The sequence below is a fragment of the Vibrio sp. L3-7 genome (assembly GCF_963898195.1).
Lineage (GTDB): Bacteria > Pseudomonadota > Gammaproteobacteria > Enterobacterales > Vibrionaceae > Vibrio > Vibrio echinoideorum.
In genome coordinates this window covers 13,006-29,373 of record NZ_CAWQUW010000030.1, presented here as the reverse complement: position 1 = coordinate 29,373, position 16,368 = coordinate 13,006, and the positions used below count along the sequence as shown (strand labels likewise).

Annotated in this window: 17 protein-coding genes; 10 read left to right on the top strand and 7 right to left on the bottom strand. The window is 44.9% G+C overall.

From position 1 onward, the window contains the following. Positions 1–332 precede the first annotated feature (332 nt). From AACW75_RS17700 to AACW75_RS17680, 5 genes are all read left to right on the top strand, one after another. Positions 333–557 (top strand): ParD-like family protein, encoded by a 225-nt coding sequence (locus AACW75_RS17700; RefSeq protein WP_102501259.1) that lies wholly within the window; start codon positions 333–335, stop codon positions 555–557. Further along, the gene (gene map, locus AACW75_RS17695) at positions 550–1,335 is read left to right on the top strand and encodes a type I methionyl aminopeptidase (RefSeq protein WP_145572315.1); all 786 of its coding nucleotides are present in this window, start codon (positions 550–552) and stop codon (positions 1,333–1,335) included. The genes AACW75_RS17700 and map overlap by 8 nt, the downstream gene beginning before the upstream one ends. Positions 1,336–1,815: 480 nt before the next feature. Further along, positions 1,816–2,079, top strand: a complete 264-nt coding sequence (locus AACW75_RS17690) for a hypothetical protein (RefSeq protein ID WP_004732701.1) — start codon at positions 1,816–1,818, stop codon at positions 2,077–2,079. A gap of 238 nt (positions 2,080–2,317) precedes the next feature. Next, positions 2,318–2,992: an SDR family NAD(P)-dependent oxidoreductase gene (locus AACW75_RS17685; protein ID WP_145572316.1), complete on the top strand. Its 675-nt coding sequence runs from the start codon at positions 2,318–2,320 to the stop codon at positions 2,990–2,992. Positions 2,993–3,104: 112 nt separating this feature from the next. Beyond that, the gene (locus AACW75_RS17680; RefSeq protein WP_004732698.1) at positions 3,105–3,344 is read left to right on the top strand and encodes an RNA recognition motif domain-containing protein; all 240 of its coding nucleotides are present in this window, start codon (positions 3,105–3,107) and stop codon (positions 3,342–3,344) included. Between the two features lie 162 nt (positions 3,345–3,506). Here AACW75_RS17680 and AACW75_RS17675 read toward each other — a convergent pair whose 3' ends face one another. The 4 genes from AACW75_RS17675 to AACW75_RS17660 all read right to left on the bottom strand — a co-directional run bounded on the left by AACW75_RS17675 (position 3,507) and on the right by AACW75_RS17660 (position 6,271). Then, positions 3,507–3,851, bottom strand: coding sequence for a ribosome recycling factor family protein (locus AACW75_RS17675; protein WP_108187485.1), 345 nt, complete (start codon positions 3,849–3,851; stop codon positions 3,507–3,509). A 175-nt stretch (positions 3,852–4,026) separates the two neighbouring features. Beyond that, positions 4,027–5,259, bottom strand: a complete 1,233-nt coding sequence (locus AACW75_RS17670) for a MalY/PatB family protein (RefSeq protein ID WP_108187486.1) — start codon at positions 5,257–5,259, stop codon at positions 4,027–4,029. A 122-nt stretch (positions 5,260–5,381) separates the two neighbouring features. Beyond that, positions 5,382–5,849, bottom strand: coding sequence for an OsmC family protein (locus AACW75_RS17665; RefSeq protein WP_145572317.1), 468 nt, complete (start codon positions 5,847–5,849; stop codon positions 5,382–5,384). 29 nt (positions 5,850–5,878) lie between these two features. After that, positions 5,879–6,271, bottom strand: a complete 393-nt coding sequence (locus AACW75_RS17660) for a GFA family protein (protein ID WP_017077078.1) — start codon at positions 6,269–6,271, stop codon at positions 5,879–5,881. Positions 6,272–6,492: 221 nt separating this feature from the next. On the opposite strand from AACW75_RS17660, the gene AACW75_RS17655 reads away from it, so the two are divergent. Both AACW75_RS17655 and AACW75_RS17650 read left to right on the top strand, forming a co-directional pair. Beyond that, positions 6,493–7,332 carry a LysR family transcriptional regulator gene (locus AACW75_RS17655; RefSeq protein ID WP_145572318.1) on the top strand — a complete coding sequence of 280 codons (840 nt, stop codon included), beginning with the start codon at positions 6,493–6,495 and terminating at the stop codon, positions 7,330–7,332. Positions 7,333–7,570: 238 nt separating this feature from the next. After that, a complete protein-coding gene (locus tag AACW75_RS17650; protein ID WP_237297885.1) occupies positions 7,571–9,598 on the top strand; it encodes an alkyl sulfatase dimerization domain-containing protein in 2,028 nt (675 codons plus the stop codon). Positions 9,599–9,730: 132 nt separating this feature from the next. Here the strand turns inward: AACW75_RS17650 and AACW75_RS17645 are convergent, their stop codons facing one another. Then, a complete protein-coding gene (locus AACW75_RS17645; protein ID WP_108161151.1) occupies positions 9,731–10,660 on the bottom strand; it encodes a LysR family transcriptional regulator in 930 nt (309 codons plus the stop codon). Positions 10,661–10,833: 173 nt separating this feature from the next. On the opposite strand from AACW75_RS17645, the gene AACW75_RS17640 reads away from it, so the two are divergent. From AACW75_RS17640 to AACW75_RS17630, 3 genes are all read left to right on the top strand, one after another. Continuing rightward, positions 10,834–11,517, top strand: coding sequence for an SDR family oxidoreductase (locus tag AACW75_RS17640; RefSeq protein ID WP_145572319.1), 684 nt, complete (start codon positions 10,834–10,836; stop codon positions 11,515–11,517). A gap of 90 nt (positions 11,518–11,607) precedes the next feature. Continuing rightward, positions 11,608–12,846, top strand: a complete 1,239-nt coding sequence (locus tag AACW75_RS17635) for an MFS transporter (RefSeq protein WP_102504358.1) — start codon at positions 11,608–11,610, stop codon at positions 12,844–12,846. 84 nt (positions 12,847–12,930) lie between these two features. After that, positions 12,931–14,019 carry an alkene reductase gene (locus tag AACW75_RS17630; RefSeq protein ID WP_145572320.1) on the top strand — a complete coding sequence of 363 codons (1,089 nt, stop codon included), beginning with the start codon at positions 12,931–12,933 and terminating at the stop codon, positions 14,017–14,019. Between the two features lie 307 nt (positions 14,020–14,326). Here AACW75_RS17630 and rlmJ read toward each other — a convergent pair whose 3' ends face one another. Next, complete coding sequence (rlmJ, locus tag AACW75_RS17625) at positions 14,327–15,193, bottom strand: 23S rRNA (adenine(2030)-N(6))-methyltransferase RlmJ (RefSeq protein WP_017077084.1); 867 nt, start codon at positions 15,191–15,193, stop codon at positions 14,327–14,329. Between the two features lie 235 nt (positions 15,194–15,428). Further along, complete coding sequence (secF, locus tag AACW75_RS17620) at positions 15,429–16,367, bottom strand: protein translocase subunit SecF (protein ID WP_004732672.1); 939 nt, start codon at positions 16,365–16,367, stop codon at positions 15,429–15,431. Position 16,368: the final 1 nt, after the last annotated feature.

Genomic DNA, 16,368 nt, shown 5'->3' with positions numbered 1-16,368 from the left:
TTACGGGAGGCACGTGCCGAGGAATCAATTATCGAATAGAAACTAATCTGCAATAGTGGACTACTATGAATAAAGCAGCGACAGAATCCTTCGGTATTTAGACCGTCAACCTCCCTCGGTAATCACATTGCTCCGCCAGTAAGGTTCTGGACAGAAGTTTGCTAGCAACATTGCTAAATTAGCAATTCATGAATAACTAAAGGTATAGAAAAATTCTCAATGAAGTGCCCAGTATGATTGGTACAGATTAATCCAATGACTTCCAGCATATTTGACACGACAGCGCATTGAAAATACAATATGTATACGTTTTATATGTAAAGTATACATCAATGGGCATTGTTAAAATTTCAGAAGAGCTGCATGAAGAACTTCGTAAAGCAAGTTCGGTCATGTCACGTTCAATCAATTCGCAAGCAGAGTTTTGGATCAAAATGGGTATGTTAGCCGAGCTACATCCTCAGCTTTCATTTAATCAAATCATGACGAAACTCATGCAATCTGCGAATGTTTCGGCCTCAAATATTTCAGCACCTGAAGAGAATAGTGATGCATAGTCAGGTAACGATTAAATCCGAAGAAGATATCTCTTTGATGCGAGAATCAGGTAAGTTACTTGCGCAGGTTTTTAAGATGCTTGACGAATACGTCCAACCTGGCATCTCTACGATGGAAATTAACAATAAAGTTGAACAGTACATTGTTAATGAACTCAACGCTCGTCCTGCAAGCAAAGGACAGTATGATTATCAATATGTATTAAATTCATCGATAAATGAAGTAGTGTGCCACGGAGTACCTAAACAGGCTGAGATTTTAAAAAATGCTGACATTATCAACCTAGATATTACTCTAGAAAAGAACGGATTCATTGCAGATTCAAGCAAAATGTATGTCATGCCTTCAGCCTCGCCGCTTGCTATTCAATTGGTAAAAACAACTTATAACGCTATGTGGGAAGGTATTAAGAACGTAAAACCTGGAGCAAGACTTGGTGATATTGGTCATGCAATACAAAGACATGCAGAGTCCCATGGATACAGTATTGTAAGAGAGTATTGTGGACATGGAATAGGTCGTGAAATGCATGAAGAACCACAGGTACTCCATTACGGTCATCCAAATAGTGGACTCACATTAAAAGAGGGAATGATATTCACTATTGAACCAATGGTGAATCAGGGTAGCGCGAAGATAAAAACCAAAAAAGATGGTTGGACGGTCGTTACTAGAGATAAAAAACTCTCTGCACAATCGGAACATACAGTATTGGTCACTCGTACAGGTTATGAGGTTCTCACGCTGAGAGAAGGCGAGAAGCTGCCAACGATGTAATGGTTGACCGTGAAACTTTCGGTCAAAACTAATGTAGTAATTCATAAGAAATATTAATTTAATTTGGACACACGCCAACCATCTATAACTATGCCTCAAATCGTTTTGGGGCAATTATGAGTTAAGTTGCTCCGCCAGTAAGGTTCTGGACAGAACCTTGTTACGAATTCAGGGGCGATTGTGATATATAGGATAAGTACTGCAAAGGCAAAATATTCAAAACACCTACCTGCTAGTGGCTAGTTTTACTCATCCACGACAATCTCAACCCACAACAGAAAATTGTGGGTTGTTCTGTTTAATCCCTCGAATAGCATACCTGTATGCTCAAGCCTTTGTGCTAAGATGCGCTACCAGCATACAAATGGGCTAAACTCAGTTGAGCGGATGTGATACACAGTTCCACCAATTCAGAGCACTTCCCCATTGTTTCGCTAAGCGTAGATTCCCTACCATGAATAATTGAAAAGGCTTTAAAGCATGAGCAAGTTGACCTCAGCGGAGCGTAAAGCTCGCGACAATGAACGTTTCTCACAACGTGTAAACGACCGCAGAGAAAAAGGCGAAGACGTAGTTGCTTACGCACTGACCAACAAGAAAGCTGTAAAATTTCTGACTAAGTCGGAAAAGAAACGCTTCAATGAAGCAAAAGTCATTCGCCAAGAAGAACAGCGAGTGAAAGATCAAGAAGAACTCAACAGAATCGAAGACTCATTCACGACCAAACAGTTCGACGAAGAGTAATCTGATTTCAAAAGCGCTGGCTCTATGCCGGCGCTTTTACCTTTACGCGCTTTACCTTTAGGCATTTTTTCCTTTCTGCTTTTCTTGTTATCTTCCTATCTTCCTATCTTCCTACGACTTTCTCAAACCTCTGTTTTATCGATCTTACTCATGGATCTCTGCATCTTGATCTTAGATCTCAGCAAACAGATATTCAAAGCCTTACTATCTCGATTCAATTCAACAATCCCGAGTCACCATGATTTTAATCACCGGATCAAGCAGCGGTTTAGGCGCAGCTTTAGCCAAGCAATATGCGAACACATCGAACAGCCGCCAGCGCTTAATGATCACTGGCCGCAGCTCCCAACGTTTAGCTGAATTAGCGAAAAGCCTGCCAGCGAATACTATTAGCCAAGCCTGTGACTTGTGCGATCCACAATCAGTGAGTGAGTTATTGGATGCGTTGCCTGAAACACCAAAGCTGGTGGTTCATAGCGCAGGCAGTGGGTACTTCGGTAAAATTGAACAACAAGATCCCGCCGCCATCAGCGACATGCTGAAAAACAACATTGAGTCTTCCATCTTTTTGATTCGCGAGCTTGTGCTGCGCTACAAAGAACAACCCGTCACCATTGCTGTTGTGATGTCGACCGCGGCTCAAGGCGCTAAAGCAGAAGAGTCTACTTACTGCGCAGCCAAATGGGCCGTTAAGGGCTTTATTGAATCGGTCAGGTTGGAACTCAAAGGTCACCCGATGAAGATCGTTGCAGTTTACCCCGGCGGGATGGCAACCGAGTTTTGGGGAACCAGCGGCAAAGCAATGGATACCTCAAGCTTTATGACCGCACAAGAAGCCGCTCAAATGCTGCAGCAGGCCTTAACCAGTACCGAGCATGGATATGTGTCAGATATCACGATAAACCGCGGTTAACGGCTAATAAGAGCAGCGAACAGGTAAACCGAGCTATTCCGCTAATTATTTGTGAGGGTGAGCACGAAAGTGTGCGACAATGCTCGGCGTAAATTCATATTCAAGGTTTATTATGAAACTTCTAGTTCGTAACCTATCGCGCTCTACTGCAGAGCAAGACATCCGTGTTCTATTTTCTGAGTTCGGCTCAGTAAAAGAGTGCAGCCTAGTTTTAGACCAAGAAACTGGCGAATCTAAAGGCTTTGCATTTGTTGAAATGCCAGAGCACGAAGAAGCTAAAGCGGCACTAAACAAGCTGAACTTGTCAAAGCTTGGCAAAAACACGATTCGTGTAAAAGTAGCTAACTCTTAATCGAGTAAACGCTTTATAAGCCACATGGCTTAGCTTAATCAGCACAAGCACAGATGATAAAGCCCGTAACGATATTGCGCTGAAAAACGTAATATCGTTACGGGCTTTTTGCTGCTCGCGATTCTCTTTTCACAACACGACCGACTCACTTATAGTTTACACTTACAACCCTTCATGCTCATCAATGGCACGCCTTGCCTCTACCATTGAACATCCAGATTCCATCACCAATTGAGCGACGGTCATTGAAGGTGTCGCGGCCAACAGAGATGCCAAACACACCACAGGTTTAGGCAGCACTTTGTCGATTGCGATTGCTATCCAACCGTCTTTTTCGTGAGTTAACATCGTTTTAAATTCAACGAGTTGATGCTCTTGAGCGACCAACAGCCAATTGCGCGAACGACGAACTCGCTTCAACTGGCATCCACATTCTGCAGCATGCGCCATCACTTGGCTTTTATCACTCACACGATGTACAAAACTATTCAGTGGGACGCTAAACATAACTCTCTGCTAACCAATCTATTCCTACCATTCAAGAGATCGCTACCTATCTCTCAGTACTTTCTAACTGTCACTCAATAAAACCGTACGTAGGATTACACAGACATAAAAAAACCGCCAGTGATGCACTAAGCAGCCTCGCGGTTTTTTGTTCTTTAGAGCCTAACGCTCGATATCAGCAGCAGCTTTTTGAATTGCCGCTATCGTAGCAGTTTGAACTCTCCTGACTTCCTCGCTCAAAATCCTCAATCGCACCAGCCAACGTAGTAAATGATTGCTCAATATTGTCACGCGAGGTGGCGATGTTCATTCGCATAAAATGATAACTTTCAGCGCCAAACCAACCGCCCGGCGTTAACCCCATTTTAGCTTGTTCAAACACCACGTTCTTAAGATCTTCTTCCGAGAAACCTAACTCAGAAAAATCAAACCACACTTGGTAAGTGCCTTGCGGTTGGAAGACTTTTAAGTGAGGGATTCGCTGCTCTGCAAATTCGGTAATCCACTTAACTGTGTCTTGAAAATACACCAACATGCCGTCTAACCACTCTTCACCTTTCTCAAAGGCAGCCACGGTTGCAAACGTACTGAACGCATTACCATGGTCAAGATACATCGCCACTACATTGGTTTTGAACGCTTCAAATAACTCATAATTGTTGGTGTACACATAACCATTTGAGATGCTGTGCATACCGAAGGTTTTCGCCGGAGAGCCAATCAAGGCAATGACCTTGTCGTAATCAAAGCTGGTTAAGCTCGTAAAAGCGTGACCTTCAAAAATAATGTCGGAATGAACTTCGTCGCTGATGATCAGCACATCGTGGCGCTTAGCGATCTCGATGACTTGTTCAATTTCTTGAGGTGTCCACACTCGCCCAGTCGGATTATGCGGATTGCAGAAAATCATCGTCTTCACTTGCTGGTCGATGATCTGTTGCTCCATACCAGCAAAATCAACCTGATAACTCTGTCCGTCATTAATCAACGGGCTATTCACGACCTGACGACCTGCTTTATTCACCAAATTAGCGAACTGATGGTAAGCCGGCGTATGAATAAGTACACCATCACCCTCGTTGGTAAACTGGCGCAGTAACAACGCGATGCCTGGTAATACTCCCGGAACCTGAACGAATTTGTCTGAAGACAGATTTAAACCATGACGCTTTGAATACCATTGAGATAGCGCCTCAAACACCGCCTGTTCGTTAAACTCATACGAGTACACACCACGCTCAACCAAGCGATTAAGCTCTTGAGTGATCGGTTCCGCTACCTGAAAATCCATATCGGCAACCCAATATGGGAATACATCGGTGGTGTTGTAAATGCTCTCTAGCATCTCTGGTTTGCTTTTGATAAACGCATTTTCACCGTAATTCGATGCACTGTTAAACGCTGTCATGAAGGAGTCCTCAAATAGTGTGTTTGGTTCTTTTGCAATCTACTGGATTGCCTGAATACCCTTAAGACGATAGCGAGATAAAAAGGACGAAGCTTTTAAAGAAATCTTGTGATTAATTAAGATTAATCTCGCATCTCGACCACAATTTCAGTCTTGACCGAGTTCGCGATAAAGCAGTTTTTGTGTGCCAAGTGATGCAGTTTTTCGAGCTGCTTGGCGGTCGGATTTTTGGTACCTAAAAACACAATCTTAGGGCACAGAGTCACCTTAGTGACAGACGAGCGGCCTGATTCATCTTCTTCCAGCACACCAGTCGCATCATCCACATAAGAGTCGATCACGTACTTCTGCTTTGCAGCAATGCCCAAAAACGTCAGCATATGGCAGCTAGAAAGTGCCGCGATAAAGGCTTCTTCTGGGTCGACATTCGCTTCCACCGAAAACGGCAGTGGCACAACATGAGGAGAAGATGAAGCTGGCACAGTGATACCACCATCGAACTCCCACGTATGACCGCGACTGTATTGGTTGTCGCTAAAGGCTTCATCTTCCGCTTTTTGCCAGCGAATGACCGCTCCATATTCAGACATAATTAATTCCTTTTATATTGTGTAACGACTTAGCGATCAGCAGGGTGATTAACGCCATCGTTGGTCACCACATCACCAATATCAAAAGGGTTCACCCCTTCCAAACAGCCGATGTTAAAACCGTATTCATTTGGGCTTGAGCGGCGTTGGTGATGGGTATAGATACCGCAGTTTGAGCAGAAGTAATGCTTCGCGGTGTTGGTATTGAATTGATAAAGCTTAAGATGCTCCGCACCTTTGAGGATCTTGATGCCATCCAGCGCAACAGAGCCCACAATCGCCCCTCTACGACGGCAAATAGAACAATCACAACGACGTGGTTTTTCTATCCCGTTAGGTAAGCTGAGCTCTAATTCAACCGCACCGCAATGGCAGGTTGCCTTATGAAAAGGTTTGATAACCGTATCTCCGACCTGTTTCATGAGCACTCCTTGTTCTGGTTACTGGTTGCTGGTTACTTTTCACCCATCATATCCTGATTTGTTATTTTGGTAAAAAAATGTGTTTTCCAACAAATATATAGCGCATGTTTTCAACACATAATTTAAGCTAAATCTCGGCACCACTGACTCTACCATCATCGACACAACGATCACTGAGTCGTATTCAAACTATTTAATCTCTTTCTACAGGGCACACCTATATGAATCTCAATCTGATTAAACACTTTCTCGCAGCCTATGACTTCAAGAGTATTTCTAAGGCAGCAGAACATATGAATATGACTCAGCCATCAATGACCGCCGCGATAAAAAACTTTGAAGAGCAGAGCGGAAAGATCATGTTTTATCGCACCAGTCGTTCAATTCAGCCGACAGAAGATGCGCATTATCTTGCTGAGCAATGCCGAGAAATATTAGGTCGGCTCGACTCAGTATTTGAAGAAAAGAGAAAGCTAAAAATCTGCTGCCCAGAAGTGATCATGCAGGCACTCCCTGGTTATGAAGGCGTCTACTTTGTTGAAACTCCCGCCATCGAATACAGCATTTTGGACAAACTAAGAACCGGAGAGGTGGATATTGTTGTCGACGATATCTCTGTTACTGATCACTCCTTTATTGTCGAATCGATCGGCTCCCAAAAGCTCGCACTTGCGTGTCGTAAAGACCACCCAACGATTGGCGATACCATCTCCCTTGAGCAGTTCAAAAACGCCGAGCACATCATGCTGCGCCTAAAAGACAAAAATGTAAGCGCACTAGAAACCCGAACTGAAGAAGCATTTGAGCGTAACGTGGTTCGAGAAGTTTCCGGTCAATCGAATCTACTGCTGAACGCTCGTAACTCTGACGCGGTGTGTATTGTCAGTGAGTCCATGTTTAATTTAGCAGAAGAGCTAGGGCTAAAAGTCCTCGAACCGCCATTTGCGTTGCGTAACTACGAAATGAAAATGATTTATCACAAACGCAGTATTCAAGATCAGCGACATGCTCAAGTTCGAGAACATATCAAAAAGCATCTAACGCTACCTTCCAAGAAATAAACAAAAACTATGCAAGTAATGATAATTCGTAATGTAAATACAAAATAAACCAAATTACATAGATAAAATCTATGTTTTTTATAGTTACTACCCTATGGTTCGCCGCTTAAAAACTGCCTAAGATATCGTCATCAACGAGGCCTATTACACACCCTCGTATCCTTCAACTTTTGAAGAACGACGAAACAGGATGGATTCTGAGTCTGATTCATACGAAATACAGAACCAGGGTAACACTATGAAAAAAACTATTATTGCTCTCTCAATCTTAGCTTCTTGCAATGTGATGGCTCACTCTCATCATGCATCAGAGCGTTTAACTCACGGCGACCATGACCACTCATTCGATATGAGCGAGTACGATGTTGTGCTTTCTAATAACTATGACCCGTTTGCTAATGGCATTGAGTTTCTCTCTCCAACCATGTCTGCTGAGCAGCAAAGTTACTTCCCTTTATCTGAAAATGCCTCGACAAAACTAGCGGGGTCATTCCCAGAAATAATCTGGCGAGGTGAACCTCTATTCACGCCGGAATACAACAAAGAAAACATGGAAAAGGCGCTGCAAGAAGGCAAAATTCATCCAGAGTTAGCAGCGATGGAAGAAGCAATGACCAACCCTGTGATCTTTAAGCTATCAGACCGCATGTACAACGCATTTGGCTTTGAGGGAGCTTCGATCACCTTCCTTCAAGGTGACAAAGGACTGATCATTATCGACGCTGGTTCAACGGCTGAAACCGGTGAAGCCATGCTGTCGGCTTACCGTGACGCAACTGGAGACGAGCGTGAGGTTCATACGATTTTCTATACTCACCACCACCCAGATCAATGGGCAGGAACCGAGGGGCTAGCAACGCGTGAAGACTTCGAATCTGGCAAAATTAATGTCATCGCTCATGTTGATTTCCAGAAGAAAATGAATGAAGAGTCTGGCATTTATCTTAATCAACAGTCGATTCGAACCGCGTATGCATTTGGTGCCTTTATCCCTCATAACAATGACTACGATAAAGGGGTAAACCAAGGTGTTGGCTACCCAGCAGACATCGTGATGCAATCACAAAACAAATCCTTCTTCGCGCCAAATATCTTAGTCGACGATCTGATGATCATGAAGGTAGATGGCCTTACATTGGAGTTTTTCCACACCCCAGGAGAAGCGCCAGATGGTGTTGCACTCTATGTACATGAAACGGGAGACATGGTCGGTGGCGATACCATTCAAGGTGAAACCATTCCAAACCTCTACACCATTCGTGGTACCGAGTACCGTGACGGCCTTGAATGGGCAGACTCTATAGACCGTATGCGCCGCTATCAGCCAAAAACGCTATCCCTACACCACGGCCGTTCTGCAGTAAGCCAAGAGCGTGTTGAAGATGTAATGAAAGCCTACGCGGATTCACTGCGCTACATGCAAGATCAAACGGTTCGCCATATCAACAAAGGCTATACCATGCATGAGCTTTCGGACAGTATTCGTCTGCCTGAAGAACTCAAAGATCACGACTACCTTCGCCCGTTGCGTGGCTCAGAATATCAAAATGTTGCCAATATCTATGCGGGTAATGTTGGTTGGTTCAATGGTGATGCCAGTGAGCTTGCGAAGCCTGCACACAAAGACATGGCGCAACTTTACGTTGATATGATGGGTGGCTCAGACGCCATTAGAAAGGCTGCGGATCGCATGATCGAAAAACAACAGTACGGTGAAGCGATGCAGATCCTAACGCATGTTATCCGAGTCGATCACAACGATATGTATGCTCGTGGACAAAAAGCCGTTGCGCTAGAGCGTTGGGGTTGGGAACAATCGACCCCGGGTTGGCGTCACTGGGCACTCACAGGTGCAGCAGAGCTTCGCGGAGAACTAGATGGCGTACTCGATACAATGAACTTTTTTGGCGATGCCAGCAAGTTCGTTGAGGCACCAACCGATGATGTGATGTCACTGATTCCAACTCGCCTAATAGCCGAGCAATTGAACACCAACGAGACGCACGTCATCAACCTTGTTGTGGATGGAAGCCCATACCTTGTCAACGTGTCTAACCGCACAATGGCTGTCGACAATGGTTTTAGCTCTGAGAGCGCCGATCTCACCGTCGATATGTCAAAACAAGACCTTGTTCACTTGTTCTTAGTTAAAGACATCAATGTTGAAGAATCAACAGCGAAAGCAACCAAGGGCGATATCAAGCAACTTCAACGTTTGGTTGATGTGATTGATACCTTCTCTCCGTTCTACCTACACCTTCGTTAACCCAAAAAAATAACCCGTGCCTCATTCATTTGAGGCACGATAAGAGGTGCCCATGATAGACAAAGATACTTTTATCCCAAGAGCGTTAGCGGTTGCCATCGTTGTATTTCTTTTACTTGTTTAACTCGGAAATTAACGACTCGAGCTGACGTAATCGCCAAAGCGCTCAAACAGAAAATCCAAAAACAGTCGGATACGCTTCGGCTGATATTTCTTGCTGATGTACACCACATTCAAGTCGGCGCTCGACACCGACATCGCGGTATTGAAGTTTTTCATGTAGCCATTAAGCAGAGTCACAAGGCGTTGGTTATTGATGTCGTCTTGCACATCCAGCACTGATTTAAGCGCAATGCCCTCACCTTTTAATGCCCAGTACCGAATCACTTCACCATCATCTGAAAATCGCTTCGGCACAACCGTCACCGACTTCTTCATATCATGATCTTGGAAGTGCCATGTCTTGAGCTCTTCATTACTGCGCAGCATGGCTAAACAGTCGTGTTCGACCAAATCTTGTGGTGTTAACGGTGTTCCATGTTTAGCAAGATATTCAGGAGAAGCGCACAACACACGTCGGCTTGGTGATAAGCGTCTGGATATCAAACTGCTGTCGACCAGTTCACCATAACGAATCACGATATCCATGCCAGATTCAGCAATGTTCGAGAGGTTATCGTTCAAATACAGGTAAGGAATAACGTCCGGATACTGCTGGCAAAACTCCGAAAGAATAGGAAGAATGTACTGCTTTCCGATGTCTTTTGGCGCGGCAATTTTTAGCGAGCCTTTGACTTCTTTTACGCCATTTTGAATCAGGTTTTCGGCCTCACTGACGTTGTCTAAAATCTCCAAACATGCCTTGTGATACAACTCCCCAGAGTCGGTCAAAGACACATGACGCGTGCTTCGATTCAACAACTTCACACCATATCGTTCTTCAAGCGCCTGCAGCCTTGCTGTCATGGTCGCAGGAGAAAGCCCTAACTCTCGCCCAGCCGCAGCTAACCCGTGATGCTTAACAATGCTCACGAACATCGCCATATCTGAAAACTTATCCATACGATTCTCGCTTCCACCTCTTCGTCTTACTTCTCGATCTTAATGCTCGATTTGAATACTCAGTCACACTATTCAGATTAACCGAATAATGAATTTATATTTTAACCAATTATCAAATTTAGTCGAATAAATATAATGGCAAACATCAACAGAACAACGCAGGAATTCAGAGAATGACTAACGAATCGACTAAACAAGAGAAACACACTTTCGTCATCATTGGTGGCACATCAGGTATCGGCAAAGCACTCGCGATGCAACTAAGAAACGAGAACAACACGGTACATATTGCCAGCCGACACACCGGCGTTGATATCACCGATGAAAAGTCGATTTGTGAATACTTCGAATCGATTGGCGTGTTTGACCACTTAATCGTAACGGCTGGCTCATCCGCTCCCGCAGGAAAAGTAACAGACGTAGCAACCGCAGACGCCAAGACAGCTTTTGACACTAAGTTTTGGGGCAGCTTAAACGTAGCCAAACATGCCGCTCGTTACATGACATCAAACGGGTCTATCACGTTCACAACTGGCATGTTGTCACGCAAGGTTGTGGCAGGCGCTTACGTAAAAACCGCCATCAACGCCGCACTAGAAAGCGTAACCAAAATACTGGCGAAAGAGCTATCACCCATTCGAGTCAATGCCGTTAGTCCGGGTTTAACCATGACGGAAGCCTACAAAAACATGGACGATTCCGCTCGTGCAAACATGTACGACAACGCCAAAAACAACCTACCCGCAGGCAAGGTTGGCGAGCCTTCAGAGATAGCCATGGGTTACCTGTTCGTAATTAATAACCCATACGTCACAGGGTCTATCATCGATATCGATGGCGGCGCTCTACTCGGCTAACACTCCGCAAAGAAGCAAAGACATAAAGAACAATCGTTAGGGCGTGTATCTCACGTCCTAACAAACAAGAATTTACATAGGTAGATCATCATGAAACAAGAAACCGTCAACCAAGAAACTATCCATAAAGAAACTACCCATAAAGAAAAGATTCCATTCCAAGTTTGGATACTGACACTCGCTGCATTTGCAATCGGCACGGCTGAGTTTGTTATCGCAGGCATTCTTCCACAGATCGCCACATCACTTTCAATCACAGAAGGTCAAGCTGGCTACCTAATCAGTGCCTACGCTTTGGCTATCGTTATCGGTGGACCGATCTTAACCATCTACCTTGCTCGCTTTAACAAGAAGATGGTGCTGATTGGCTTAATGGCGCTGTTCATCATCGGTAATGTCTTATCAGCCCTTGCTCCTAGCTACCCACTTCTACTTGCCAGCCGTGTTATCGCAGGCTTAGTGCAAGGCCCTTTTTATGGTATCGGTGCGGTTGTTGCAACCAACTTAGTGTCTGAAAAAATGGCAGGTCGTGCTGTTGGCCAGATGTTCGCAGGCTTAACACTCGCTAACGTTCTTGGCGTTCCAGCTGGTACATGGGTCAGCTTGCAATTCGGTTGGCACACCACTTTCTTTACCGTGGCAGCACTTGGCACTATCGCGATGCTTGCCATTCTGACTTCGATTAAGTCGACCGGTCACAGTGAAGCGAAAGACATCAAAACTCAGCTGTTAGCGTTCAAAAATCCAATGTTGCTGATCAGCTTAGCAATCACCGCTTTTGCTTGGTCTGGCTTCATGACGCTTTACGGCTACCTTGCGCCAATCGCCATGCACATCACGGGTTACAGTCAAGAATCAGTGACTTGGATCTTAGTGATTGTAGGTGTTGGCTTAATCATCGGTAACACCTTGGGCGGACGCTCTTCAGATAAAAACCTAGGCAAAGCTTCAATGTTTTGGGCAGTCGCAATGATCGTTTCATTGGTTGTGGTTGGCCTTGTGGTAGACAACAAAATCCTCTTCGTTGCAGCCGCATTTGTCTTTGGTATTGCATCATTTGCGAACGTCCCTGCCATGCAACTTCGAGTAATGAACCACGGTGGCGAAGGGCAAGAGCTAGCAGCAACTGCGAATATCTCAGCGTTTAACCTAGCCAATGCCTTTGGTGGATTCCTTGGCGGCATGGTACTCGACAGCCAACTAGGCGCAGGTATGATTCCGTTCGCAGCCGTTGTGGTTCCTATCGTCGGCTTGTTCTTAATCGCTAAAGCTAACCGAAACGAGAAACCACAAAGCAACTCAATATTTGCACCAACAGAAGCTAAATAATTTAAGAACTCCGTAACTTCAAAGTGCCAATTCATTATCAAACTGGAATTGGCACAGCACTAAAAATTCATAAAGGTAGAGATCATGAACAAGTTATTCGAAACATCAGAACTGAAAGGCCTAGAGCTGCAAAACCGTGTCGTTATGGCACCCATGACACGCGCTCGCACTAGCCAACCTGGAAACGTGCCAAACGACATGATGACGACTTATTACCAACAACGAGCAAGTGCAGGGCTAATCATCACTGAAGCCACACAAATTTCAGATGACTCTCAAGGTTACTCATTCACACCCGGCGTTTATACCGATGCGCAAATCGAAGGTTGGAAATCAGTCACCACAGCAGCAAAAGAGCAAGGTGCAGCGATATTCTGCCAACTATGGCACGTAGGCCGAGTATCACACCCTACCTTTCAAAAAGGCGAGTTGCCGATTGCACCTTCTGCACTGGCACCCATAGAAACGCAGGTTTGGATCTCTGATGAAAATGGTAACGGCAACATGGTGGATTGCATCCAACCAAGAGAGATGACCCAAGCAGACATCGATCGTGTTGTTCAAGATTTTGCTAACTCAGCGAAAAAAGCTGTCGAGGCAGGGTTCAACGGAGTGGAAATCCACGGTGGTAATGGCTACCTCATCGATCAATTCCTAAGAACCAATTCAAATAAGCGCACCGACAACTATGGTGGCAGTCGTGAGAACCGACTTCGCTTTCTAATTGAAGTCGTGGATGCGGTAATTGAAGCGATTGGTGCTGACAAAGTGGGCGTACGTTTGGCCCCATTCATCACCTTCAAAGACATGAACTGTCCAGACATCGTGCCAACGATTTTAGAAGCGTCAAAGAAACTGCAAGCTCGTAATATCGCTTATCTGCACCTATCAGAAGCCGATTGGGATGACGCGCCTGTGATACCTGAAAGCTTCCGCGTAGAACTAAGAGAGCTATTCTCTAACACCATCATCGTCGCTGGCAGCTACACACCACAACGCGCTGAGGAAGTATTAAGCAAAGGCTACGCCGACCTCGTCGCATTTGGTCGCCCATTCGTTGCTAATCCAGACCTAGTTTCACGCCTACAAAACGGCAACGAACTATCCGATCTCGATGGCGCCACTCTGTTCGGCGGCAACGAAAAAGGCTACATCGATTATCCAGCGTTGTAGTGGATTTGGAGGAGATGATGGTTTCTAACCACTAGAAACATTTCCGACAGGCAAAAGAAAGGCTCGCATGACTAGTGCGAGCCTTATGCAGTTTAGGGGGTAAACCACAATCTAGTTTAATCTTAAGATTAATTATTTAACTTATGAGCCATTATGCACTTGTGCGCATTGATATTCTATTTTTAAATGATTCACTGCAATTAATCAATCGATAAAAGTTAGCGTTTGGTCAATTTAAACCACATAAATAACAGTGATTTAGTGAGCAGCGTCTAGAAAATCATCATAAAATCCATAGAAATCAGATTTATAGACTTCTCATTTGCCAATATCCTTCACCATTGGTCGCGAGTTGGCTGTGTAAATAATCAAGCGTATCCGCGACCGTTCCAGCAATGCCTTGTGGTGGATTGAACAACAGTAAACCACTACCGATCAGGCGATCATCACCCTTAGGATCTCGAAGGCGAAGCTCCGACTTAATCGGACTTGGCAGCAAACCATCTTTCACTGCGGTCACACAGTGGTTCAAAATCAGTGAGCTCTTGTCATCCGTGTAGAGCGGGTACCAAATTAGTGCAGATACCTTCTCAGATTGCTGATACGCCTTAACTAAGGCATCAATCACCGCGAGATATTCTGAATCGGTTTCATAGGGTGGGTCGATAACAATCAGATGGTGATTGTCATGTTTAGCTACGTCATCAGGTAACGCTTTAAGCCCATCACCTGCGCTAATCGTAAGCTTGCTTGAAATATCCAGGTTACATTGTAACTTCTCAATATTGGTTTGCAGTAAATCAGCTTCATCTTGCTGAATGTCTGAAAAATAGAAACTATCTTGGCTGCGACCTTGTTGGTAAGTGATGGCGGCAGAACCCGGATACAAAGAGATAAGTTGATTCGGATTGTAGTATTCCAGTACCGACATAAAAGAAGCGAATGCCGGAGGAAGGTAAGCCTTATTGCGCCACAAATACCCGACCCCTTCAGCAAACTCACCGGCGTGATTACTTGGTGCGGTAGTGAGGTCATAACACCCTGTACCTGAGTGCGTGTCGATAACATTGAGGCGTGAATGCTGCTGCATTAATGACTGAACAAGTGCACTCAATACTGGATGCTTCAGTGCATCACCATGGTCGCCTACATGACATTGATGTCGATATTCCATTCCCTTGCCTCATTTCTACTAACGTCATCTAAACATACTTCATATCATGAGGGCTTGCCTGCTCAATCCATCGTTTTTTGAAATAGGCTCACTTTTCTCTAACCAGTTGACTCTTATAAAAAATAAAGCCCCTGAACTTACTTAGGGGGTTAAGTGAGTTCAAGGGCTTTTATTATTGGTTTCGGTTAATAGCGTAAGTAAATCAGCCTAGCGTGCATAAGCTAGCTTAGCTTGACTAAGGGTACTCACCCTCAACTTCTACTGGCGCTTTCACTTGGTAGTGACAAGGCTGTAGGCCAAGTAACTTAGGCAGTGTGATACCGACCGAAACGGAAGACCACGTACCGCTGACAATACCTACAACCAGTGCAATCGCGAAACCTTGCAGCGCGGCGCCACCCAGTAGCCAAAGCGCTGATACGGTAATTAGCGTTGTTCCTGAAGTCACCATGGTGCGTGAGAAGGTCGCTTTAACCGATTCATTGAGCAGGTTATCAGTATCACCGTTTGGATTGCCGCGCAGCATTTCGCGCACACGGTCGGCGATGATGATCGAGTCATTCAATGAGTAACCGAGAATCGCTAGCACGGCCGCCAATACGGTCAGGTTGAACTCAAACTGAGTAAAAGCGAACAGACCCAAGATGAGCGTCACGTCATAGATGATCGCGGCAAGCGCACCCAGAGCCAAACGCCATTCAAACCGTACACTCAGATACAGCATGATCATTAGGAAACACACCAATACCGCCAAGCCACCTTGGTCAACCATGTCTTGACCCACTTGAGGCCCAACCACGCTGCTGTTAAGCACTTTTACTTGGTCACTTACCGATGACAAAGCATCCACTAAGTTTGGTTGTGGAGCGTCTGTCAGTTGGCTGTAACGAATCGTCCAGCGATCCTGCTCTGCCATACCAACCACTTGAACGTCTTGTTGAAAAGCCGTATCGAGTTTTGTTTTTAAGGCGTCTTTAGTCACTTGATCGGAGAGTTGAACCTCGGCAACCACACCGCCAGTAAAGTCCAAACCCCAGTTAAAACCTTTCACTGCCACCAGCATCACAGAGCTCATGAACAGCACAATAGAAATCACAGACATCACCTTACGAAGGCGAGTCATATTGCTATTTGAAAAATAGCGGTCTGAAATAGTCATTTTTGAAGTACTCATG